The organism is Azospirillum sp. NS33 (assembly GCF_059703765.1).
On record NZ_BAAKJB010000014.1, the window covers coordinates 109479 to 130880 of the forward strand.

Sequence of the window (21402 nt, forward strand, 5' to 3'; positions counted from 1 at the left end):
AATGGAATCCTTGACCATCGAGGCCACGCGGCGGACGCCGCGGGTCGATTTCGATTTCACCGGCGGCGATCTGCGCCTGAGCGGGGAGTCCTACCCCGACGATTCCGCGTCCTTCTTCGGCCCGGTTCTGGCCGCGCTGCGCGGGTGGCTCGCCGGGTCGTCGGTCCCGGTCCGCTTCGAGGTGGAACTGCTCTATTTCAACAGCTCCAGCGCCAAGGCCCTGATGAACATGTTCCAGGCGCTCGAGGAGGCGGCGGCGGCGGGCCGCTCCGTCACGGTGCTGTGGCGCTGTGACGAGGAGGACGACACCATGCGCGAGTTCGCCGAGGACTTCTCGGAGGATCTCGAGCACGTCACCTTCACGGTCCTGGAACGGCAGGCCGAGGCCCAGGAGACCCGCGGGGCGCCATGACCTTCAACCTGTTCGACGCCGAGGAACAGGTCATCAACCGCGCCGAGCAGCTCAGGTCCCGGCTGGCGGCGGTCGCCCCGGAGTGCAGCGGCGACCTGGAGGCGCTGATCGACGCGTTCAAGCGCTCCTACCGCGACCAGCGCCGGCTGGTCCGCGTCAGCGACCGCCTGCAAGCCCAGCTCGCCACCGCCAACGAGGAGCTCGAAGGCCGCCGGGTCGAGGCGGAGACCGCGCTGACCCACCTGCGCGAGGCGCAGGACATGATCGTGCGCGCCGAGCGGCTGGCCTCGCTGGGGGCGCTGGTCGCCGGCGTGGCGCACGAGATCAACACCCCCGTGGGCATCGCGGTGTCCTGCGCCTCCCACCTCGCCGACGCCACCACCCGGCTGACGGCGAAGGTCGACGACGGCTCGCTGCAGCGCGCCGACTTCAAGCGCTACCTCGCCACCGCCAGGGACACCACCGCGCTGGTGCTGGCCAACTGCGAGCGGGCGGCGACCCTGATCACCAGCTTCAAGCAGGTCGCCGTCGATCGCGCCAGTTCCGAACGGCGGACGGTGCGGCTGGGCGCCTATGTCCGCGAGGTGGTGCTGAGCCTTCAGCCGGAGTTGCGCCAGAACCATCACACCATCGTGGTGGAATGCCCGGCCGACCTGGAGGTCGACGGGTACCCCGGCGTGGTGTCGCAGATCCTCACCAACCTGGTGATGAACGCGCTCCAGCACGCCTTCGCCGACGGCCGCCCCGGCACCATGACGGTCCGGATCACCGCCCCCGACGGCGACGACGGCACGGTGGAGCTGGTGTTCGCCGACGACGGCGCCGGCGTGGCCCCGGACGCGCTGCCACACCTGTTCGAGCCGTTCTACACGACCCGCCGGGGCAGCGGTGGCAGCGGTCTGGGCCTCCACATCGTCCACAACCTGGTGTCCGGCCCGCTGGGCGGCACCATCGGCGTGGCCAGCGCGCCCGGCCGCGGCACCACCTTCACCCTGCGCTTCCCCTGCCGCGCGCCCCAGGCGTCGCCCGGCGACGCCTGATCCGGACCGCCGCCCGGCCACCGCCGGGCGCGGCCTCACGCCACGCGCACCGGCGCCGAGAACACGTAGCCCACGCCGTGCACCGACTTGAGCGGCGTCGTTTCGCCCAGCGCCGCCTCCATCTTGTGCCGCAGGCGGCCGACCACGGTATCGATGGAGCGGTCTTCGGGGTTCCAGCGCCGGTTGTGCACCGCCATCGAGATCTGGTCGCGGGTCGCCGGCTCGCGCGCCTGCTCGGCCAGCAGGCTCATCAGCTTCATCTCGGTGCTGGTGAGCGGAATGGCGACCCCGCCGGGGCTGGTGAGCGCCCAGTCCGTCGCGTCGAGCGTCCATCGCCCCTCGTCCCCCGCGGCCGTCTCGGCCGGCGCCGGGGCCGCGGCGTCGAGGGCGTCGAGGCGGCGCAGCAGCGACTTCACCTGCGCCTCCACCTCGCGCATCTCCAGCGGTTTGACGAGGTAGGCGTCGGCGCCGATCTCCAACCCCACGACGCGGTCGATGGTCGACCCGCGCGCGGTCACCATGATGATCCCGACCGACGGATCGTCGCGCAGGCGCGCGGCGATCTTGAATCCGTCCTCGCCGGGCAGATTGATGTCGAGCAGAACAATTCGGACCTGACGGCTGGCCAGTACGTCGGTCAGTTCGCGGCCGTTCTTCGCACCGACTCCATCGAATCCGCACCCCCGCAGGTATTCCACGAGGTCACGGCGCAACGGTGCTTCGTCTTCGACGACGGCAATCACGGGAGCTGGCATCGGCTGACACGCATCGGTTGTTGGCGGGGTCCCGTCACTTCACCTACATGATTAATATCTCTGTATGTTTGCTTATGCAAGGCGGTTGGGCCGGGGGTACACTGGGCGCCGACAGCACACGCGGAGGATTGGGGAACGCAATGGCGCAGCGGACAGCATCGGGACGCCTCATGGCGGCGGGCGTGGCAGCGGGGTTGGCCCTCGCACAGATGGTGATGGCGGCGGGGGCGGCGGCCGGGGCCTCGACATTGGATACGGTGCGCGAGCAGGGACTCCTGCGCTGCGGGGTGACGCCGATCGGCGAATCCCTCACCTCCCAGGATCTGGAGGGCCGATTCGTCGGCTTCTATCCCGACATCTGCCGGGCGATCGCCGCCGCGGTGACCGGTGACGCGGAGACCGTGGACTTCATCCTGGTCGGCACCAGCAACCGGTTCGACGCCATCCGCTCCCCCTCTCTCGATGTCCTGGTCGAGGCGACGACCTGGACGCTCTCGCGCGAGGCCGCGCTGGGGCTGACGTTCACCGCCCCCTACATGTTCGACGGACAGGCCTTTCTCGTCCATCGCAAGCGGGGTTTCCGGTCGGTCGCCGACCTGAGCGGCGCCTCGGTCTGCGTGGAGGGCGGCTCCACCTCCATCGAGAACCTGCGGGCCTACGACGCCGCCCATGGACTGAACCTGCAGATCACCGGGTTCCTGACCATCGAGGCCGCCTTCGCCGCCCTGGCCGCCGGACGCTGCGACGCCACCAGCACCGACTTCACCATCCTCGCCTCGGTCATGCGCTCGCTCGCCGCCGACCCCGGCGAGTTCACCCTGCTGCCGGACATCATCAGCAAGGAGCCGCTGTCGGCGGTGGTCCGCGCCGGCGACCCACGCTGGGCCAGCGCCGTCCGCTGGGCGATCTTCGCCCTGCTGGAGGCCGAGGAGCTGGGCATCACCGCCGCCAACGCCGCCACCCGGCGCGCCGAAGGAAGCGCTGCGGCCCGCCACCTCCTGGGCGGCACGCCGGGGGTGGGGGAGCCGCTGGGCCTGGATGACGGCTGGGCCTTCCGGGCGATCACGGCGTCCGGCAACTACGGGGAGATCTTCGACCGCAACCTGGGCAAGGAGTCCCCGTTGAACCTGCCGCGCGGCCGCAACGCGCTGTGGAGCGACGGCGGGCTGCTGTGGGCGCCGCCGGTGCGCTGACGCGCCCGCCCCGGGCTAGTGCGCCCCGGCCAGGTCCGGTGCGGTCTGCGCCGGGGCGACGCCGGCGCCCTGGGGCACCGCCGCGATGAAGGTCATGTCGTCGCGTCGCGGCTCGGCGCCACGGTAGGCGTCGAGGGCGGCCAGCACCCGCTCGGCCACCCGGTCGACCGGCAGATCGGCGGCCCCCTCGAGCACCTCCTGGAAGCGGCGGCGGCCGAACAGCATGCGCTTGGCCCCGCCCACGTGGTCGATCACCCCGTCGGTGAACAGGTAAAAGCGCAAGCCGGCCCGCAGCGCCAGATCGTGGCGGCGGAACCGCACCCCGGCGCGGCGGTCGCGGCGGTAGCCGAGGCTGGCGCGGGTGCCGCGGATGGTGTGCAGCTGGCCGTCGACCTGGTAGAGCAGCGGCAGGTTGGCCCCGGCGAAGGAGAGGGTGCCGGCCGCCGGGTCGATGACGCAGATGGCCGCGTCCAGGCCGTCGTCGGACGACTGGGCGTCGTCGGACGGCGGGGCTCCGGCCGCCGTGTCCTGGCGCAGGGCGGCGCGCACCATGGCGTCCATCCGGGTCAGCATGTCGGCGGGGTCGAGGGGCTGGTCGTCCTGGAGGATGCGGGTCAGCGCCGAGGTGGCGATGGCCGTCATGACCGCCCCCGGCACGCCATGCCCGGTGCAGTCCATCAGCGCCACCACGCACAGCCCGTCCACCCGGCCGATCCAGTAGCAGTCGCCGCCCACCACGTCGAGGGGCTGCCAGACCACCGCGATGTCGTCGAGCAGGCCGCCATGGGCGTCGGGGCGGGGCAGCAGCGAGAGCTGGATGCGCCGGGCGTAGCGCGTGCCCTCGGCGACCGAGGCCATGGCCTGCTCCAGCGCCTGGGACTTGGCCGCCAGCGCCGCCTCGCGCGAGGCGACGGCGTTGACGAAGTGCCGGAAGGCCTGGCCCATCTCGGCGATCTCGTCCTGCCCCTCGACCGGCACCGGGACCGGCTCGCCGCGGGCGTTGGCCGCCATGCACTGCTGCAGGTCCAGCAGGCGGGCCAGCAGATGGCCGCGCACGTAGAGGACCACCAGCAGGGCGGCGAGGATCGCCACGGCGCCGATGGCGAGCAGCCCGTTGTGGGCGGCCGCCACGAAGACACCGAAGGCCCGGCGCTCCTCGGCGATCGCGCCCTGGAGCTCGCCGAACAGCCGCGACACGGTGGACACGAACTGGCCGGCGACGACGTTGTTGCGGGCGAGCAGCCCCTGGGTGCGCGCGGCGATCGCCAGCTGGCGGCGGCGCAGGGCGAACACGCTGCCCTCCCCCCGGGTCTGCGCGGCCACGCCGTCGACCACCCCGGCCAGGCTGTGGCCCAGCGCCGGCGAGAGCTCGCCCAGCGCCGTGCGGGCCTGGTCCAGGAGGACCGCCGTGCGCCGCTCGACGCCCGACAGGACGGTGGGAACGGTCACGACGCTCAGCGGCAGCATCCCGTCGATGGCGCGGTTGAGGCTGTCGGTGACCAGGCGCAGGGCGTCGAGCTGGGCCATGGCGCGCGACAGCCCGTCGGGATCGGTCTGGCTGGTCAGCACCTCGCTGACCCGCGCCGCCACCTTGCGCAGGTCCTCGGCGGTGGCCTCCAGCGCGCCGACCCCGTCGTGCAGGGCGCGCTCCGCGGCGTGCCGCTCGGCCACCAGGTCGGCGAGGCGCTGCAAGGCCTCTTCCATCGAGGGCCGGTAGCCGGCCAGGGCCTCCACCGCCGCCGGGGAGGCCCCGGACGCCTCCAGCTCGGTGAACGCGGCGTCGAGGAGGAGGAAGAGGTCGCGGGTGTGGTTGACCTGGCGGTCCAGCTCGAAGCCATCGGTCGAGGCCACCAGGCGCGGCGCGCTGGCGGCGACGATCTGGCTCTGCTGGGCCAGCTTGGCGAAGGACACGAGGTGGCCGAGGCGGGTGAGCGCGATGTGGTCGAAGCCGCGGCGGAACTCCACCGCCCCGTACACCGCCACGCCCACCGCCAACACCGTCAGCAGGGCCAGCACGCCAAGACCGGCGATCAGCCGGTGCGCCACACCCAGGCGAACCCCCGCCACGTTTCCCTCCCCGGTGCCGAACCGCCTGCCCCGTCATACACCGGCGGCGCACCGGGCAGCCACGCCCAATTGCGCGGCGCCCGGGATTGCCACGGGCCGGCGCCGGCGGATGGGGACGGGGCGGAGGGACGGGGCGGAGGGACGGGGCGGAGGGACTCAGCGCTGGACGGCGGCGTGCCCGAGCGCGAGGGCCGCCCGCAAGGTCGCCGCCAGGACGGCCTTCGGACCACCCTCGAACCGGTGTTCCTCCACCGCCGGCTCGGCGCCGCGGCGGGCGGCGGCGATGTAGACGAGGCCGGCCGGCCGGCCGCACTGGGGCTCCGGCCCGCCCACGCCGGTGACCGCCAGGGCCAGGGTGGCGCCCGGCGTCCGCTCCAGCGCCCCGGCGGCCATGCGGCGCGCCACCTCGGGATGGTAGGGGGTGTGGTCGCGGATCACCGCGGCCGGCACGCCGAGCGCGTCGCTTTTCATCTCCGCCCGGTAGGTGACGAACGCGCCGCTCACCACCTCGGAGCTCGCCGGGGCGGCGGCGAGGGCCGAGGCGAGCAGACCGGCGGTGCAGGATTCCGCCGTCACCACCCGGTCACCGGTGCCCCGGCAGGCCGCCACGAGCGCCCCGGCCAGCGCCTCGACGTCGGCCGGCATCCGGAAGTACGAGTCGGCCGGGCGCAGCACGGCGGGCTGGAACAGGCGGGCGTCCAGCCCCTCCAGGCGGGCGAAGCGGTCGGCCGCGGGGTGGCCCAGGCGGATCGGGTTGACCCGCTTGAACCAGGTCCGGCCCAGCCGCTTGATGACGTTGTCGAACACCCGTGCGGCGCGATCGTCGCGTGCGAGGTCCAGCCGCGCTGCCAGGTCGGCGGCGGTCGCCGCGGGGTGGGCGAACGCCGCGGCCATGATGGCGAACACCATGATGTCCCACTCCAGGTAGGACGCGCCGAGCTGCGCCTCGTCGCCCGTGCTGATGCCCAGCCCGTCGGTGGGGGTCGCCCGCCAGGTGCGTTCCGGCACCCCGTAGGCACGGGCGAGCCACGGAACCTCCCACGATTTCAGCAGCGACTGCAGCGGGGCGAGGTCGCCGACGTCGCCGTGCAGGGTCCAGAAGCCGGCGGCCAGCTCGGAGACGTTGTCGGTGCTGGCCACCAGCCCGCCGTAGCGGTGGGCCTGGTCGTAGAGGGTGAGCATGCGCAGACGGGCCCGCAGGTTGCCGCGGCGGATGCGCAGGGGCGTGCCGATCGAATCCGCGAGGTCGGGATCGAGGTGGCCGAGTTCGACGACGAGGCGGCGGTACTGGGTCGACAGGTCGAGGTGGTGGTGCTCGACCTCCAGCGCCCGGCACGCCTCCGCGCCACGCGCCGTCTCCTCCGGCTCCTGCTCGATCGGCAGGGTGAATCCGATCACCCGCCAGCCCGCCCGCCGCAGCAGGGCCGCGGTCAGCGCGCTGTCGACGCCGCCGGACATGCCGAGCACCGCGGTGCCCACCCCCGCCTGGTGGCGGTAGTCCGTCATGTCCTGGACGAGCCGGGCGCCGACCGCCGCGAGGGCGGCGTCGCTCAAGAACAGCCCGTCGGCGATCTGCGCCTCGAACCGCCGGGCCAGCCACGGCGACAGCGGCGCGATCCGGTTCTGACGGCTGAGGTCGAGGATGCTGTCGCGAAGCGTCATGGCCGCCGGCCCCGTCGTGGTCGTCCCACCGATCAACGGCCGCGGCTTGAAAACGGCACGGCCCCGAAAAAGGCACGGGGCCGGGCGCCACGGCCGCTTGCCGCCGCCGCCGCCAAGGCCCACTCTGGCCCGGCCACCCCGGGATCGCGTCCGATGAGCCTGCGCCACGCCACCGTCCGCCAGTTGCAGATCTTCGTGGAGGCGGCGCGCACGCTGTCCTTCGCCCGGGTCGCCGACCGCCTCGGCCTGACCCCGGCCGCGATCTCGTTCCAGATCCGGCAGATCGAGGGCCTGAGCGGCTTCGCCCTGTTCGAGCGGGTCGGCCGGCGGGTCGTTCTCACCGACGCCGGGCGCGAGCTGCTGGCCTGCGCCGAAACCGTGCTGGACTCCCTGGAGGCCGCCGACCAGCGCATGCTCGCCCTCAAGGGGGTGAGCCAAGGCCACGTCACCATCGGCCTGGTGACCACGGCGACCTACCTGGTGCCGCACCTGCTGGGCCGGTTCCAGGAGGAGCATCCCGCCGTCACCGTCACCTTGAAGGATGGCAACCGCAAGCGGGTGCTGGAGGCCCTGGCCGGCGGCGAGGTCGACCTCGCCATCATCGGCCGGCCGCCCGAGGACGCCGGTCTGGAGAGCCACCCCTTCGCGCCGCACCCCTCGGTGATGATCGCCGCCCCGGCGCACCCGCTGGCCCGCCGCCCGTCGCTGCCGCTGGCCGCCCTGGGCGGCGCGCGGGTCATCGTCCGCGAGGAGGGCTCGGGCACCCGGGCCATGATGGACCGCCTGTTCCAGGAGGCCGAGCTGTCCCCCGCCATCGCCATGACGTCGAGCAGCAACGAGACCATCAAGCAGGCGGTGATGGCCGGGCTGGGCATCGCCCTGATCTCGCGCCACACCATCGGGCTGGAGCTGGCCTGCGGCCTGCTGACCGAGCTGCCGGTCGACGGCATGCCGCTGATGCGCTCGTGGTACGTGGCCCACCGCCGCACCCTGGCGTTGCTGCCGGTGCTGGCGCGGCTGCGCGCCTTCCTGGTCGACCGCGGCGCCGCCATCATCGCCGAACGGTTGGCCTCCCTGCCCGTCCCGCCCGTGGCGCCGACAACGCCCCTTGCGGACCGGGCCGGTGTTCCTACATAGTCATGACGTCCGACAACAACTGAAAGGAGGTGATCCTGTGTCTCATTGCACCGATCTGCGGCTCCGCTCCGCCGTCACCAGGATCCTCGCCTCGGCCGGGATCAGCGCCGCCTGAGCGGTTCGACCGACCTCAGGACGCGCGGCGGCCCGAACGGACCGCAGCAGGCAATGGAAGGGCCGCCCCTCGGGGCGGCCCTTCGCTGTTTGGCAGGTGCGCCGTTTGCCAGGTGCGCTGTTTGGCAGGAATGAAGGGGCCGCCCCGGTGGGGCGGCCCCTCCCGTTTCAGCGCCGTCCCTTGTGCGGAAGGGGTGCGGCGCCTCAACCCACCATGCCCGGTGCGCCGCGATGGCCGGTGCCGACGGCGGTGCCCCGCGCCGCGCCGGGCGTGGTGCCCGGGGCCGGCCCGGCCGGGCGGGAGCGGCCGGCCGCCTCGCAGCGGCGCAGGAAGTCGTCAAACCAGCACGCCATGTCCATGGCGGCGTCGAAGGCGGCGAAAACCCCCTCCGGCTCGACGGAGCAGCACAGGGCGCGGGCGTTGCCGAAGGCCGTCTCGCGGCTCGCGGGGTGATGCAGGTCTGTCATGGAACGGTCCCTCGTGGAGAAGCCCGGACGGCGCCGGCCGACGCCGGTTCGATTGTTCGATGGGCAAAGCGTACCCGCGCCCCACGACAAGCTGAAGCAAAATACACTTTTCAGAATGACAAGGATTCCCTTGCCTATTGGCGGTCCAGGCGGCCGCCGGCGGCGGCGGCCGGCCGGCCGACCGCCGCCCCGGGAACCATCGCCCCGCCGGGCGCATTGAACCGGGAGCAGCCGCCCGGGGAGCACAGCATGGACGCCCAGACGACGCCCGCCTTCGTTCCGTACTGCGGACCGCCGCCGGTTCCCGGCGGGCTCCTCTCCGCCTGGAACGGCGACCCCGTCCTGCTCGGCGCCTTCGCCGCGGCGGCGGTCGCCTACGCGGTGGTGCTGCGCCGCGCGCCGGGCCGCGTCGCGGCGCACCAGCCCCTGTGCTTCGCCGCGGGATGGACCGTGCTGTTCATCGCCTTCGTGTCGCCGCTGTGCAACCTGACCTCGGCGCTGTTCTCGGCCCGGGTGGCCCAGCACCTGCTGACCATCCAGCTGGCGGCCCCGCTGCTGCTGTGGTCGTGGCCCGCCGGAGCGGTGCGGTGGGGCCGGTGGGCGCGCACGGCGGCGCGGCCGCTGGCGATTCCCGAGGTCGCCTGGGGCCTGTTCGGCCTGTTCTTCTGGATCTGGCACATCCCCGGCCCCTACATGGCGGCGCTGCGCCACGACGGGGTGCTGTGGGCCATGCACATCAGCCTGCTGGTGACCTCCATCGCCGCGTGGCGGTCGGTTCTTGAGCCGGGGGAGACGGCCATGCGCGGCCTGCTGGCGGCCTTCGCCACCTCGGTCCATCTGGCGCTGCTGGCGGCGATGCTGATCTTCGCCACGCACCCTCTCTTCCCCTACCACCTGACGACCACCTACGCCTGGGGTCTCACCCCGCTGGAGGACCAGCAGCTCGGCGGGCTGGTGATGGGGGTGATCGGCGCCGCCGTCTACACCGCGCTGGCGCTGTTCGCGACGGCGCGCTGGCTGATCGGCCTGGAGCGCACCCACCCCGGCTGAGGGGCCGGACGGCCATGCACCGGAACGGAAAAGGGGGGCGCCGTGGCGCCCCCCTCGTCGTACGGCCCCGCCCGACCGGTCAGCTGCAGCCGGTCGTCGAGCCGCAGGTGTCGCACTTCAGGCAGGTGCCGTTGCGCACCAGGGTCATGTTGCCGCACTCGCCGCAGGGGTCGCCCTCGTAGCCGCGGGCGCGGGCCTCGCGCACCCGCTCCTTGCGGGTGTCGACGGCCTGCACCATGCCGACGGTGACGCTGGCGGTCGCCGTGACCTCGGCCGAGCGGGCGGTCGGGGCGACCGGCCCGTCGGTGCCGGTGGCGAGCGCCACCGCCGCCACCGCGCGCTGGGCCTGGCCGCCGTCGAGCACCCGCAGGTTGGAGCGGACATAGCCGGTCGACGCCACCCGGCGCACGATGTCGGAGGGCTGGATCGCCTCCTCCACCGGCAGGTCGCCCTGGGCGTCGCCCGAGCCGACGGTGAACGGCAGCAGGTCGTCCGGCGTGGCGTGGGCCAGGTCGCTGCGCCCCAGGTAGGACACCGCCAGCTCGCGGAACAGGTAGTCGATCACCGAGGTCGCCATCTTGATGGCGTCGTTGCCCTGCACCGGGCCCGACGGCTCGAAGCGGGTGAAGGTGAAGGCCTCCACGAACTCTTCCAGCGGCACGCCGTACTGCAGCCCGATCGACACCGCGATGGCGAAGTTGTTCATCAGCGACCGGAAGGCGGCGCCCTCCTTGTGCATGTCGATGAAGATCTCGCCGAGCCGGCCATCCTCGTACTCGCCGGTGCGCAGGTAGATCTTGTGACCGCCGACCATCGCCTTCTGGGTGTAGCCCTTGCGGCGGTGCGGCAGCTTCTGGCGGTCGGCGATCTTGCGCTGGATGATCTTCTCGACCACCTTCTCCACCACCCGCTCGGTGAGCAGCGGGACGCGGGCGGCGTTGGGGGCCTCGACGATGCGCTCGACCAGATCCTCCTCGTCCTCCTCCACCCCGTCCAGCAGCGAGGCCGACAGCGGCTGGCTCAGCTTGGAGCCGTCGCGGTAGAGGGCGTTGGCCTTCAGCCCGAGGCGCCAGGACAGCAGGTAGGCGTCCTTGCACTCCTCCACCGTGGCGGCGTTGGGCATGTTGATGGTCTTGGAGATGGCGCCGGAGATGAAGGGCTGGGCGGCGGCCATCATGGTGATGTGGCTCTTCCACGACAGCGCCCGCTTGCCGATGCGCCCGCACGGGTTGGCGCAATCGAACACGGCGAGGTGCTCGTCCTTCAGGTGCGGTGCGCCCTCCAGGGTCATCGCGCCGGCGCAATAGGTGTTGGCCGCCTCGATCTCGGCGCGGGTGAAGCCCAGGCGCGGCAGCAGCTCGAAGCCGGGCTGGTCGAGCTCGGCCGCGGGGATGCCCAGCCCGGCGGCGATGAACTCGGCACCCAGCGTCCACTTGTTGAAGGCGAACTTGATGTCGAAGGCGGTGGCCAGGGCCGTCTCCAGCTTGGCCAGGGTGGCGTCGTCGAAGCCCTTGGCCTTCAGCGTCTCGTGGTTGACGCCGGGCGCGCCCTTCAAGGTGCCGTGGCCGACCGCGTAGCGCCCGATCGCCTCGATCGCCTCGGCGCCGTAGCCCAGGGTGGCCAGCGCCTCGGGCACCAGCCGGTTGACGATCTTGAAGTAGCCGCCGCCGGCCAGTTTCTTGAACTTCACCAGCGCGAAGTCCGGCTCGATCCCGGTGGTGTCGCAGTCCATCACCAGGCCGATGGTGCCGGTGGGCGCGATCACCGTGGACTGGGCGTTGCGGAAGCCGTGCCGCTCGCCCAGTTCCAGGGCGCGGTCCCAGGCGCGCGCGGCGGCCTCGGCCAGATCCTCGTCGGGGCACTGGGCCGGGTCGAAGGGCACGGGGTTGACCGACAGCCCCTCGTAGCCGCCGGTCTCGCCATGGGCGGCGCGGCGGTGGTTGCGGATCACCCGCAGCATGTTGTCGCGGTTGGCGGCGTAGCCGGCGAACGGCCCCAGCTCCTCGGCCATCTCCGCCGAGGTGGCGTAGGCGGTGCCGGTCATAACGGCGGAGATGGCGGCGCAGATCGAACGGCCGGCGTCGCTGTCGTAGGACAGGCCCGCCGCCATCAGCAGGCCGCCGAGGTTGGCATAGCCGAGGCCCAGGGTGCGGAACTCGTAGGAGAGCTGGGCGATCTCACGGCTGGGGAACTGCGCCATCAGCACGGAGATTTCCAGGACGACGGTCCACAGCCGGCAGCCGTGCTCGAACGCCTCCACGTCGAAGGAGCCGTCGGGGCGGCGGAAGGTCAGCAGGTTCAAGGAGGCCAGGTTGCAGGCCGTGTCGTCCAGGAACATGTACTCCGAGCACGGGTTCGAGGCGTTGATGCGCCCCGAGGCCGGGCAGGTGTGCCAGTCGTTGATGGTGGTGTCGTACTGCACCCCGGGATCGGCGCACGACCAGGCGGCGTGGCCGATCTTGTCCCACAGGTCGCGGGCGCGCAGGGTCTTGGCCACCTTGCCGTCGGTGCGGCGGATGAGGTCCCAGGCGCCGTCGTCCAGCACCGCCCCGATGAAGGCGTCGCTGATGCGCACGGAGTTGTTGGAGTTCTGGCCGGCCACCGTCAGGTAGGCCTCCGAATCCCAGTCCGTGTCGTAGGTGCGGAAGTCGATGTGGGTGTAGCCCTGGGCGGCGAACTGCATCACCCGCTGGACGTAGTTCTCCGGCACCCCGGCGTTGCGGGCCGCCTTGATGGCCAGCTTGAGGCCGCGGTTCTCCTTGGGGTCGTGCCCCTCGGCGCAGGCCGCCATCACCGCGTTCAGGTGCTTCTGGCAGGTCTTGGAGCCGGAGACCAGGGCGGCCACCTTCTGCTCCTCGATGACCTTCCAGTCGATGTAGGCCTCGATGTCCGGGTGGTCGAGGTCGACGGTCACCATCTTGGCGGCGCGCCGGGTGGTGCCGCCCGACTTGATGGCCCCGGCGGCGCGGTCGCCGATCTTCAGGAAGCTCATCAGGCCCGACGACTTGCCGCCGCCCGACAGCCGCTCGCCCTCGCCGCGCAGCTTGGAGAAGTTGGAGCCGGTGCCCGAGCCGTACTTGAACAGGCGCGCCTCGCGCACCCACAGGTCCATGATGCCGCCCTCGTTGACGAGGTCGTCGCCGACGGACTGGATGAAGCAGGCGTGGGGCTGCGGGTGCTCGTAGGCCGACGCCGAGGAGGTCAGCAGGCCGGTCTTGAAGTCGACGTAGAAGTGGCCCTGGCTGGGGCCGTCGATGCCGTAGGCCCAGTGCAGGCCGGTGTTGAACCACTGCGGGCTGTTGGGGGCGGCCATCTGGGCGGCGAACATGTGGCGCATCTCGTCGTAGAAGGCGCGGGCGTCGCCCTCCCCGTCGAAATAGCCGCCCTTCCAGCCCCAATAGGTCCAGGTGCCGGCCAGGCGGTCGAACACCTGGCGCGCCGAAGTCTCGCCGACGAAGCGCTCCTCCTTGGGCAGCTTGGCCAGGGCCTTCTCGTCGGCGACCCTGCGCCACAGCCAGGAGGGGACGGTCTCCTCCTCCACCGCCTTGAGGACCGCCGGCACGCCGGCCTTGCGGAAGTACTTCTGGGCCAGGATGTCGCTGGCGACCTGGCTCCAGCCGTCCGGCACCTCGATGCCGGACTGGGAGAACACCACCGAGCCGTCGGGGTTGCGGATTTCGCTGGTTGCGGTTCGGAACGCGAAGGCGGCGTAGGCGTCCTTGCCCTCGGTCGTGAAACGTCGCTGAATCCGCATGTCTCTCGTGCTCCCCTGTTCCCGTCAGTGGTGGCTGGCGTGGATTCATCAAAAAATGAATGGCGCGCGTCCCCGGCGGCGGCTGCCCTGGCCGGCGAACACCACATCCTGTATCCTGGGGGCACCCTACCCACAGCCGAACCGGCCGGCAATGGGATTTGCACCGGATCTGGTGTTTTGCACGGGTTTACCCACAAGATATAGGTCTGATGTGGGTAACCGCGGGGTGGGCGGCGGCCCCTCCGCCCGCCTCCAAAACGTCGAAAATTGTCGGCAAGATTACAGGACTGAAAGATTTCAACGGCTTCGCCACGATCGGGGACGAGGCCGCCGGGCGAGGCCGAGTCTGCTGCAACCGGCCGCGTGCGCCCTGTTCGCGCGTCGCGGTCACCGACTCGCAACCGCGCAACCGATAGGATCAAATTCAAGAATACATACGCATGTTCGGGCAGATTAAGGACCATATGCCTAGCAATGTCCTTGCTTCGTTCCGCTGCGCCGCCTAGACTCGCGGCGTGACCCAGGCCTTGAGCCCCCCGCAGCGTGAACCCGCCCCATGCGCGCCGTCCGATCCTGGTTGCTGACGCTCGCCTGCCTGCCGGCCCTGATCGGGCCGGTCGCCGGCCGCGACCTGGGCACCCTGCCCGGCCCGATCCCGGCGGAGGTTCTGGAGGTGGTGGACGGCGACACCCTGTCGGTGCGGGCCACCATCTGGCTGGGCCAGATGGTGGAGACGCTGGTGCGCCTGGAGGGGGTGGACACCCCCGAGCTGCGGGCCCGCTGCCCCCAGGAGAAGGTCAAGGCGCTGGCCGCCCGCGATCTGGTGCGCCAGCTCGTCGACGGCGCCCCGGTGCGCCTGCTGGAGGTCCAGGCCGACAAGTATGGTGGCCGCGTGCGGGCGCGGGTGCTCACCGCGCTCGGCACCGATCTGGCCAACGCCCTGCTGCTGGCCGGCCTCGCCCGCCCCTACGGCGGCGAGACGCGCCAGGGGTGGTGCGAGGGGGTGTAGGGGATGGGTTGTTTAACCCTCTCCCGCTGGGGAGAGGGAATTCAAAGGCGAACACCCCGCCCGACCCCGTCCCTGCCCTTGACGCCCCCACGTGCCTATAAGATTTATAGGTCATGACCGACCCAGGCGTCGTCCCGCTGAAGCTGAGCAAGCCGACCGCCGCCCGGATCATCAAGGAGATTGCGGCGAACCCGGATCGGATCGTGCCCGTGCCCCACGCGAAGAAGCGTATGGCGCAGCGCAAGATTTCGATCACTCAGGCCCGGCGAGTCGTCCAGGGGGGATTCATCGACGGGGAGCCGTGGATGGACGAGAACGGGAATTGGCGGGTGGACATGCGCGGCATGTCAGCCGGCGAACAGATCACGGTCGGCCTCGCCATCGAATGGCGCACCGCATTGCTGATTATCACGGTGTTCTGAGGAAGGAGGCGACGATGTACCACTACACCGAATGCGGCCTTCCCAACGTGTGGCTGGCCAATGGCTTTACGCCTCACTCCACGCCCTACGGCACGGCGATGGTGATCGAGGACACGAACGGGCTGCATCACGCCATCGGCATGGGGCTTGTCCATCGGAAGGCGCACCTCACCGGACGCGAATTCCGGTTCCTGCGCAACGAGCTCGACCTGTCGCAGAACGCCCTTGCCGGCTATTTCGGCAACGACGCTCAGTCCGTCGCCCTGTGGGAGAAGCGCGGGCGCGTGCCGACCTGGGCCGACCGTTTCCTTCGCGCGATCTACCGCGAGCACATAGAAGGCAACGCCCACATCCGGGAGATCGTCGCCCGGCTGAACGACCTGGACCGGCAAGAGCACGAACGCCAAGTGTTCGAGGAGACCCCCGAAGGCTGGCGGGCCGCGGCATAGCGGGACCGCCAACGGCGGGCGTCTATCGAAGGTGCACTGCCGCGAACCCGGCCTCACGTCTCGGAGCAAACTCGACGTCGAGACCCCGCGTCACGTCGCCTTCCCCGCCCCGCCGGCCGGCCGGACCCAGCCCACCACCGGCCGCCGCTGCGTGCGCCGGACGGCGCGGTCGCCCAGGGCGGAGACCGCCGGCAGGACGAGGACGGCGCACAGCCCGCCGCCCGGCCGGTTCTCCAGGTGGATGTCGCCGCCATGCCCGCGGGCGATGGAGCGGGCGATCGACAGGCCGAGGCCGACGCCGCCGGTGCGCCGGTTGCGCGACGCCTCCAGCCGGACGAAGGGCTCGAACACCCGCTCCAGCTCGTCCCCGGCGATCCCCGGCCCCTGGTCCTCCACCACCACGCGGACCTCGCCGCCCTCCGGCACCACCGCCACCGTGGCCGAGGTGCCGTAGGCGATGGCGTTGTCCAGCAGATTGCGCACCACCCGGCGCATCGCCGAGGGGCGGCACACCACCGGCAGTTTCGGCGCCCGCGCGAAGGTCACCGGCGCGCCGAGGTCGGCCATGTCGTCGCACACGCTCTCCACCAGCGACGTCAGGTCCACCGTCCGCGCGTCCTCCCCGCCCTCCTCGCGGGCGAAGGACAGCATGGCCTCGGCCGTCAGCCGCAGCTCCGCCACGTTCTCCAGCATGCGCTGCTTGGTCTCGCCCTCCTCCAGCAGCTCGACCCGCAGGCGCAGGTTGGTGATGGGGGTCCGCAGGTCGTGGCTGACCGCCGCCAGCATGCGCGTGCGGTCGTCGACGAACCGGCGCAGCCGCGCCCCCATGGCGTTGAAGGCCGCCGCGGCACGACGGACCTCGGTCGGGCCCGTGTGCTCGTCCAGCTCCACCGCCTCGCCGCGGCCGAGCCGCTCCGCCGCCACGCTGATGGAGTTGAGGGGACGGGAGATGCGCCGGGATATGAAGAAGGCGACCATCACGACCATGCCGATGGACGTCAGCACGGAGACCAGGACGGTGCTGTTGGACATGGGCGGACGCGGCGTCTGGTAGGTGGCGGCGTTGAGCCAGCGTCCATCGGGGAACCGGGCGGACACCAGCAGCTTCAGCTCCTCCGAGCCGTCGGGCGACACCAGCGTGCTGCCGTTCGGCCGCTTGATCAGCACCCGCACGTCGCTCACCGCGTCGCCCACCATCGCCTTGAGCCGGCCGCCCGCCGCCAGGGCCTCGGGCGTCGGCGTGACATGGGCGGCCAGTTCCCGGCTGTCCCAGGAGAACCGGAACTCCCGGCTGCCGGCCGCCTCCAGCACGTCGCCATGGCGGCCCGGCGGCGTGTTCGCGACCAGCCGGATGGCCGCCGCCGTCCTGGCGATCGTCTCGTCCACCCGCATCTGCTGCACGGCCAGGGCGCGTTCGTCCATGTAGGCCAGCCAGCTCCCCAGCTTGGCCACGACGACGGCCGCCGTCAGGAGCAGGACCATCTGCATGAAGAGGCTGCGCGGCACGGCGCGGTTCAGCAGCCCCATCATGGCAGATCGCTCACGCTGCCGGCGAAGCAGTAGCCGCCGCCCCACACCGTCTTGATCAGGGCGGGGTTGCGCGGATCGGCCTCCACCTTGCGGCGCAGCCGGCTGACCTGGTTGTCGATGCTGCGGTCGAAGGCGTCGGCCGCGCGCCCCTTGGTCAGGTCGAGGAGCTGGTCGCGCGACAGCACGATGCCGGGATGGCGCACGAAGGCCTCCAGCAGCAGGTACTCCGAGGTGCTGAGCGACACCACCACCCCGTCGGCGCCCGTCAGCTCCCGCCGCCCCAGGTCGAGCACCCAGCCGTCGAAGGCCAGCCGCGGGCTCTCGCCGCGCCGCCGCGCCGGCCCCACCGGCAGGCTCCGGCTGCGGCGCAGCACCGCCTTGATCCGCGCCAGCAGCTCGCGCGGCTCGAAGGGCTTCACCACGTAGTCGTCGGCCCCCATCTCCAGCCCGATCACCCGGTCCGTGCATTCGCCGAGCGCGGTGAGGAAGATGACGGGAATGTCGGTGGTTTCCCGCAGGTGGCGGCACAGGCTGAGCCCGTCCTCCCCCGGCATCATGATGTCCAGCACCACGAGGTCCGGTGCTGCGGTGCGCAGCACCCGCCGGGCCGCCACCGCGTCCTCCCCGGCGGTGACGCGCACGCCGTGCCGCTCCAGATAGCGGCTCAGCGTCTCGCGGATGTCGCGGTGGTCGTCGATCAGCAGCAGGTGGACGGGGGAGTCGTCGGGGGGCAGCGGCATGGAGCATCGTCCGAACGGAAAACGCCGGTCTGTCCGGAACCGTGACACGGGCGGGCCGGACATCCCAAGCGGGAAAGTGTGGAAAAGTGTGTCAGCCCCGGGCCTTGCGACAGGCCGACACACGGGGCCGGTCCACCGGACACACTCCGGCGACATCTCGCCCCTACCAATCCTCCTGTCGGTTGAAGCCCCTCGGCCGACGCCCGGCCGGCGGCACTGCCCCCCTCCAGCCGCCCGGCCGGGCACCCCCCCACCGGCAACCGGGCCGGCAACCGGGCCGGCGACCGGCGCGGCGATCATCAGCCGAAGATCTCGCCCGTCAGGCCGGCGTACCATCCGGCGGAGTCCTCGTAGTTCCGCCGCCGCGTCCCGGCCGTGTCGTCGAGACCGGAGAGGTCGCTCTCGATCTGCGCGATCCGCTCCGCCGTCGGCCGGTAGCGGCCGCCCACGAACACGCTGTCGTCGGTGCCGAGCAGGCTCCAGCAGCGGTTGCGGTAGTCGGCCGCGACCTCGCCACCGTCCAGCAGCGCGCCGACGATGGCGTCGCCGACCACCTGCGCCTGGCTGTGGGCGGAAAAGGCGGATTTCGGCATGTCGCCGGCGATCGCCGCGTCGCCCAGGACGAACACCGCCGGGTCGTCCCGCGCGGCCATGGTGAAGGGATCGATGGGGCAGTAGCCGCCCGCGGCGGCCAGGCCGGCGGTCACCGCGATCCGGCCGGCGCTCTGGCGCGGGATCACGTTCACCAGATCGGCGTTGCGGTAGGTCTCGAAGCCGGTGGAGACGCTCATGGACGCGGGGTCGACGGCGGTGATGCCGGCGTGGATGAGGGGCGGCATCCACTCGATCATGCCGGGGTAATGGGTCTCCCACCCCTGCTGGAACAGGGCCTGCTTGGCGAAGGAGTCCTTGGCGTCGAGCACCACGATGCGCGCCCGGCCGCGGCCGGTGGAGGCCAGGGCGTGGGCCATCATCGACACCCGCTCGTAAGGGCCGGGCGGGCAGCGGTAGGGCAGCGGCGGCGCCACGACGACGATCAGGCCGCCGTCGGGCACGGCGTCGAGCTGGCGCTTCAGCAGCGCGATCTGCCCGCCCCCCGTCCAGGCGTGCGGCATCCGCTCCTCCGCGTCGCGCGACCAGCCGGGCACCGAGCCGTAGTCGAGCGCGACGCCGGGCGACAGCACCAGGCGGTCGTAGGCCAGCGCCGCCCCGCCGGCCAGGACGACGCGGCGCCGCGGCCGGTCCACCGCGACGGCGGTGTCGGCGGCGACGGTGACACCGGGCCGCCTGGCGATCCGCTCGTAGCCGTGCTGCAGCACGTCGAGGGTCTGGAAGCCGCCGAGGTAAAGGTTGGAGTAGAAGCAGGTGGTGTAGGTGGTCCGCGGCTCGACCAGGGTGAGGTCGAGGGCGGCGCCGGCCCGGTCGGTGAGGCGCCGCAGCACCGACGCGCCGCCGGCCCCGCCGCCGACGATCACCACCTTGGGCCTGGCACCACCGATCGCCGGACGGGGGAGTCCGCCCGCGGCGGCGGCCAGGGCCGCGGCCCCGGCGAGGACGTGCCTTCGTGTCGGCATGGCGGTCTCCAGCTATGGGCGGATGGCGGGGGTCTCGATGGCGACGCCCTCGGCGCGTTTGGCCAGGTACAGCTCCAGGGCGCGGTATTCGGGGGCGCCGGCGGCGAAGCGCACCGCCCGCACCCCGAAGGAGCAGGACCGCAGGCGGCGGTGCAGCGAGCCCAGGGATTGCCATTCCAGGCGGTAGGCGGGGTAGCCGTTGCCCAGCCCGTGGCTGATGGTGTCGCCGCGCAGCGACCGCCCGGCGTTGGCGTCGTGGCAGTGCGCGCAGGACAGGTTGAGCTGGCCCTGGCGGCGGTGGAAGAACGCCCGCCCGGCCTCATAATACGGCGCCGCCGCTCCGTCGGTCGCGACCGCCATGGGCAGGCCCAGCGACTGGCGGGCGACGAAGGCGGTCAGGCCGAGCAGACCGTCGGACTCGTAGGCCAGCGGCGCCACCCCCTGGTGGCGGGTGCGGCAGCGGTTGATCCGGCCCTCCAGGTTCAGCAGGTCGCCGCTGCCGGCGTCGACCGCCGGATAGCGGGCGGCGACCCCGCGCATGGCGACCGCGGCCGCGCCGTGGCACGACGCGCAGGACCGGCCGTCCGGCCCGTCCGGGGTTTCCCACGACCGCGCGCCCTCGTCGACCCACAGCATGCCCGGGTTGGCCGCCGCGTCGGCCTGGCGGGCCTGGAGCTCCGCGCCGAGGAAGCGGGTGCCCGACGGCAGCGGTTCGGCCCGGGCCAGCCCCGGCAGGAGCGCCACCGCCAGGCCCGCCACCGCCAGGAACAGGCCACGCCTTCTCATGGCGCGACCACCAGGATCTTGCGCACGGTGACGACCTCGCCGCGGTCGTCCTCCCAGGTGAACACCAGCTCGCCGCTGCGGGTGGCGACGGCGGTGAAGGCGATGAAGGGGTTGGCGGCGACGCCCTGGGTCAGGTCCATGCGGAAGACCTCCGCGCCGTCGTAGGCGACGGCGAAGCGGCGCACGATGTGCCGGGGGATCGGCTGTCCCCGGGAATCGACCCGGTAGCCGGTCTCCATGGGATGGCGGATCAGCGCCTTGATCTCCAGGACCTCGCCCGGCCGGGCCTCGGCGGGCATCGACACGCGGGCGGCGGGCAGTGCCATGGGCTCCTCCTATCCGCCGTCGATGCAGGCGGCGATGGTGACCACGACCGACTTGCGGTCGCGCCAGAAACTCCCGTCGCTCATCTCGGCCAGGGCCGTGACCTCCTGCGAGGCGGCGAGTCGGATGTTCGTGGAGACCCTGGCGATCCCGGCCCGCGGGCCGAGGTGGACGGTCAGCAGGCGGGCGATCGGGTTCTGTTCCGACAGGATGTGGATGGCGCGGACGTGGTCGTGCGCCGTCATCGGGCTGTCCACCGCGACGGTCGCGTAGACCGACAGCCCGTTCTCGGCGACCCCCGGGATGGTCAGGGTCACCCGGCCGTCGGTCACCGGGGCGCCCCCGGTCAGGGCGGCCACGGCCGCGTCGCGCAGCGCCGGCGTCGCCCACGCCGCGGGCGCCCACGCGGCGGGCGCCAGCGCGGCGAGCCCCCCGGCCGCACCGGCCCCGACCATCGCCTGCCGGCGGGTCGGCATCATCGTCCCCTCAGGGTCTGGAGGTAGGTCACGACGTCCTCGATCTCCTGTTCGTCGAGGGCCGGCCGGCCCCGGTGCTCCGGCGCCACGTCCACCATCCCCTCCACCCGGTAATAGGGCGGCATGACGGTGTCCGGCGCGATCCGGCTCTGATCGATCAGCCGCAGCCGGATCTGGCCAGCGCTGAGCCGGGATCCGACGCCGGCCAGCGGCGGCCCGATCTCGCCCTGGAAGGGCTCGCCCGGAACCGGCAGGGCGTGGCAGATCAGGCAGTTGCCCCGCCGCCGGTCGCGCACGATGGCCTCGCCGCGGGCCGCGTCGCCGGCCAGCCCGGCCAGGGGGGCGGGCACGGCGTCCCCCCGCACCTCGAAGGGAACCAGCTCCCCGCCGCCGGCGCCCCGGGCGCCCGCCATGGCGAGCACCCAGAGCGTCAGCACGGC

The 21402-nt window shown here is 72.3% G+C and carries 20 protein-coding genes; 8 read left to right on the top strand and 12 right to left on the bottom strand.

Going from position 1 to position 21402, the window contains the following annotated elements; genetic code table 11:
* Position 1 precedes the first annotated feature (1 nt).
* On the top strand, positions 2 to 412 hold the full coding sequence (locus tag AC6H2I_RS14365) for a DUF1987 domain-containing protein (protein ID WP_497501340.1): 411 nt from the start codon (positions 2 to 4) through the stop codon (positions 410 to 412).
* Positions 409 to 1452, top strand: a complete 1044-nt coding sequence (locus AC6H2I_RS14370; protein ID WP_497501341.1) for a sensor histidine kinase — start codon at positions 409 to 411, stop codon at positions 1450 to 1452. The genes AC6H2I_RS14365 and AC6H2I_RS14370 overlap by 4 nt, the downstream gene beginning before the upstream one ends.
* A 35-nt stretch (positions 1453 to 1487) precedes the next feature.
* Here AC6H2I_RS14370 and AC6H2I_RS14375 read toward each other — a convergent pair whose 3' ends face one another.
* On the bottom strand, positions 1488 to 2207 hold the full coding sequence (locus AC6H2I_RS14375; RefSeq protein WP_497501342.1) for a response regulator transcription factor: 720 nt from the start codon (positions 2205 to 2207) through the stop codon (positions 1488 to 1490).
* A gap of 170 nt (positions 2208 to 2377) precedes the next feature.
* Between AC6H2I_RS14375 and AC6H2I_RS14380 the strand changes: the two genes are divergently transcribed.
* The gene (locus AC6H2I_RS14380) at positions 2378 to 3400 is read left to right on the top strand and encodes a transporter substrate-binding domain-containing protein (protein ID WP_497501343.1); all 1023 of its coding nucleotides are present in this window, start codon (positions 2378 to 2380) and stop codon (positions 3398 to 3400) included.
* A 15-nt stretch (positions 3401 to 3415) separates the two neighbouring features.
* On the opposite strand, the gene AC6H2I_RS14385 is transcribed toward AC6H2I_RS14380, so the two are convergent.
* A complete protein-coding gene (locus tag AC6H2I_RS14385; protein WP_497501344.1) occupies positions 3416 to 5467 on the bottom strand; it encodes a SpoIIE family protein phosphatase in 2052 nt (683 codons plus the stop codon).
* A 156-nt stretch (positions 5468 to 5623) separates the two neighbouring features.
* Positions 5624 to 7129, bottom strand: coding sequence for an NAD(+) synthase (gene nadE, locus AC6H2I_RS14390; protein ID WP_497501345.1), 1506 nt, complete (start codon positions 7127 to 7129; stop codon positions 5624 to 5626).
* A gap of 153 nt (positions 7130 to 7282) precedes the next feature.
* Here nadE and AC6H2I_RS14395 point away from each other — a divergent pair, with 153 nt between their 5' ends.
* Positions 7283 to 8266 carry a LysR family transcriptional regulator gene (locus AC6H2I_RS14395; RefSeq protein ID WP_497501346.1) on the top strand — a complete coding sequence of 328 codons (984 nt, stop codon included), beginning with the start codon at positions 7283 to 7285 and terminating at the stop codon, positions 8264 to 8266.
* Between the two features lie 318 nt (positions 8267 to 8584).
* Here the strand turns inward: AC6H2I_RS14395 and AC6H2I_RS14400 are convergent, their stop codons facing one another.
* Positions 8585 to 8848 (bottom strand): hypothetical protein, encoded by a 264-nt coding sequence (locus tag AC6H2I_RS14400; RefSeq protein ID WP_497501347.1) that lies wholly within the window; start codon positions 8846 to 8848, stop codon positions 8585 to 8587.
* Positions 8849 to 9097: 249 nt separating this feature from the next.
* Between AC6H2I_RS14400 and AC6H2I_RS14405 the strand changes: the two genes are divergently transcribed.
* Positions 9098 to 9898: a cytochrome c oxidase assembly protein gene (locus AC6H2I_RS14405; RefSeq protein ID WP_497501348.1), complete on the top strand. Its 801-nt coding sequence runs from the start codon at positions 9098 to 9100 to the stop codon at positions 9896 to 9898.
* Positions 9899 to 9977: 79 nt separating this feature from the next.
* On the opposite strand, the gene AC6H2I_RS14410 is transcribed toward AC6H2I_RS14405, so the two are convergent.
* On the bottom strand, positions 9978 to 13652 hold the full coding sequence (locus tag AC6H2I_RS14410) for a vitamin B12-dependent ribonucleotide reductase (protein WP_497501349.1): 3675 nt from the start codon (positions 13650 to 13652) through the stop codon (positions 9978 to 9980).
* Between the two features lie 556 nt (positions 13653 to 14208).
* Here AC6H2I_RS14410 and AC6H2I_RS14415 point away from each other — a divergent pair.
* The 3 genes from AC6H2I_RS14415 (at position 14209) to AC6H2I_RS14425 (ending at position 15532) form a co-directional block, all read left to right on the top strand.
* A complete protein-coding gene (locus tag AC6H2I_RS14415; protein ID WP_497501350.1) occupies positions 14209 to 14661 on the top strand; it encodes a thermonuclease family protein in 453 nt (150 codons plus the stop codon).
* A 113-nt stretch (positions 14662 to 14774) separates the two neighbouring features.
* On the top strand, positions 14775 to 15083 hold the full coding sequence (locus AC6H2I_RS14420; protein ID WP_497501351.1) for a DUF4258 domain-containing protein: 309 nt from the start codon (positions 14775 to 14777) through the stop codon (positions 15081 to 15083).
* 14 nt (positions 15084 to 15097) lie between these two features.
* Entirely contained in the window at positions 15098 to 15532 is a 435-nt protein-coding gene (locus AC6H2I_RS14425) for a helix-turn-helix domain-containing protein (RefSeq protein WP_497501352.1), read from the top strand.
* A 90-nt stretch (positions 15533 to 15622) separates the two neighbouring features.
* On the opposite strand, the gene AC6H2I_RS14430 is transcribed toward AC6H2I_RS14425, so the two are convergent.
* From AC6H2I_RS14430 to soxX, 7 genes are all read right to left on the bottom strand, one after another.
* On the bottom strand, positions 15623 to 17062 hold the full coding sequence (locus AC6H2I_RS14430) for a sensor histidine kinase (RefSeq protein WP_497501353.1): 1440 nt from the start codon (positions 17060 to 17062) through the stop codon (positions 15623 to 15625).
* Positions 17059 to 17802, bottom strand: coding sequence for a response regulator (locus AC6H2I_RS14435; protein ID WP_497501354.1), 744 nt, complete (start codon positions 17800 to 17802; stop codon positions 17059 to 17061). Before AC6H2I_RS14435 ends, AC6H2I_RS14430 begins: the two co-directional genes overlap by 4 nt.
* A gap of 299 nt (positions 17803 to 18101) precedes the next feature.
* Entirely contained in the window at positions 18102 to 19376 is a 1275-nt protein-coding gene (locus tag AC6H2I_RS14440) for an FCSD flavin-binding domain-containing protein (protein ID WP_497501355.1), read from the bottom strand.
* Positions 19377 to 19388: 12 nt separating this feature from the next.
* On the bottom strand, positions 19389 to 20162 hold the full coding sequence (soxA, locus tag AC6H2I_RS14445) for a sulfur oxidation c-type cytochrome SoxA (protein WP_497501356.1): 774 nt from the start codon (positions 20160 to 20162) through the stop codon (positions 19389 to 19391).
* Entirely contained in the window at positions 20159 to 20488 is a 330-nt protein-coding gene (gene soxZ, locus AC6H2I_RS14450; protein WP_497501357.1) for a thiosulfate oxidation carrier complex protein SoxZ, read from the bottom strand. The genes soxA and soxZ overlap by 4 nt, the downstream gene beginning before the upstream one ends.
* A 9-nt stretch (positions 20489 to 20497) precedes the next feature.
* Positions 20498 to 20965: a thiosulfate oxidation carrier protein SoxY gene (locus AC6H2I_RS14455; RefSeq protein ID WP_497501358.1), complete on the bottom strand. Its 468-nt coding sequence runs from the start codon at positions 20963 to 20965 to the stop codon at positions 20498 to 20500.
* A complete protein-coding gene (gene soxX, locus AC6H2I_RS14460; protein WP_497501359.1) occupies positions 20962 to 21399 on the bottom strand; it encodes a sulfur oxidation c-type cytochrome SoxX in 438 nt (145 codons plus the stop codon). Before soxX ends, AC6H2I_RS14455 begins: the two co-directional genes overlap by 4 nt.
* Positions 21400 to 21402 lie beyond the last annotated feature (3 nt).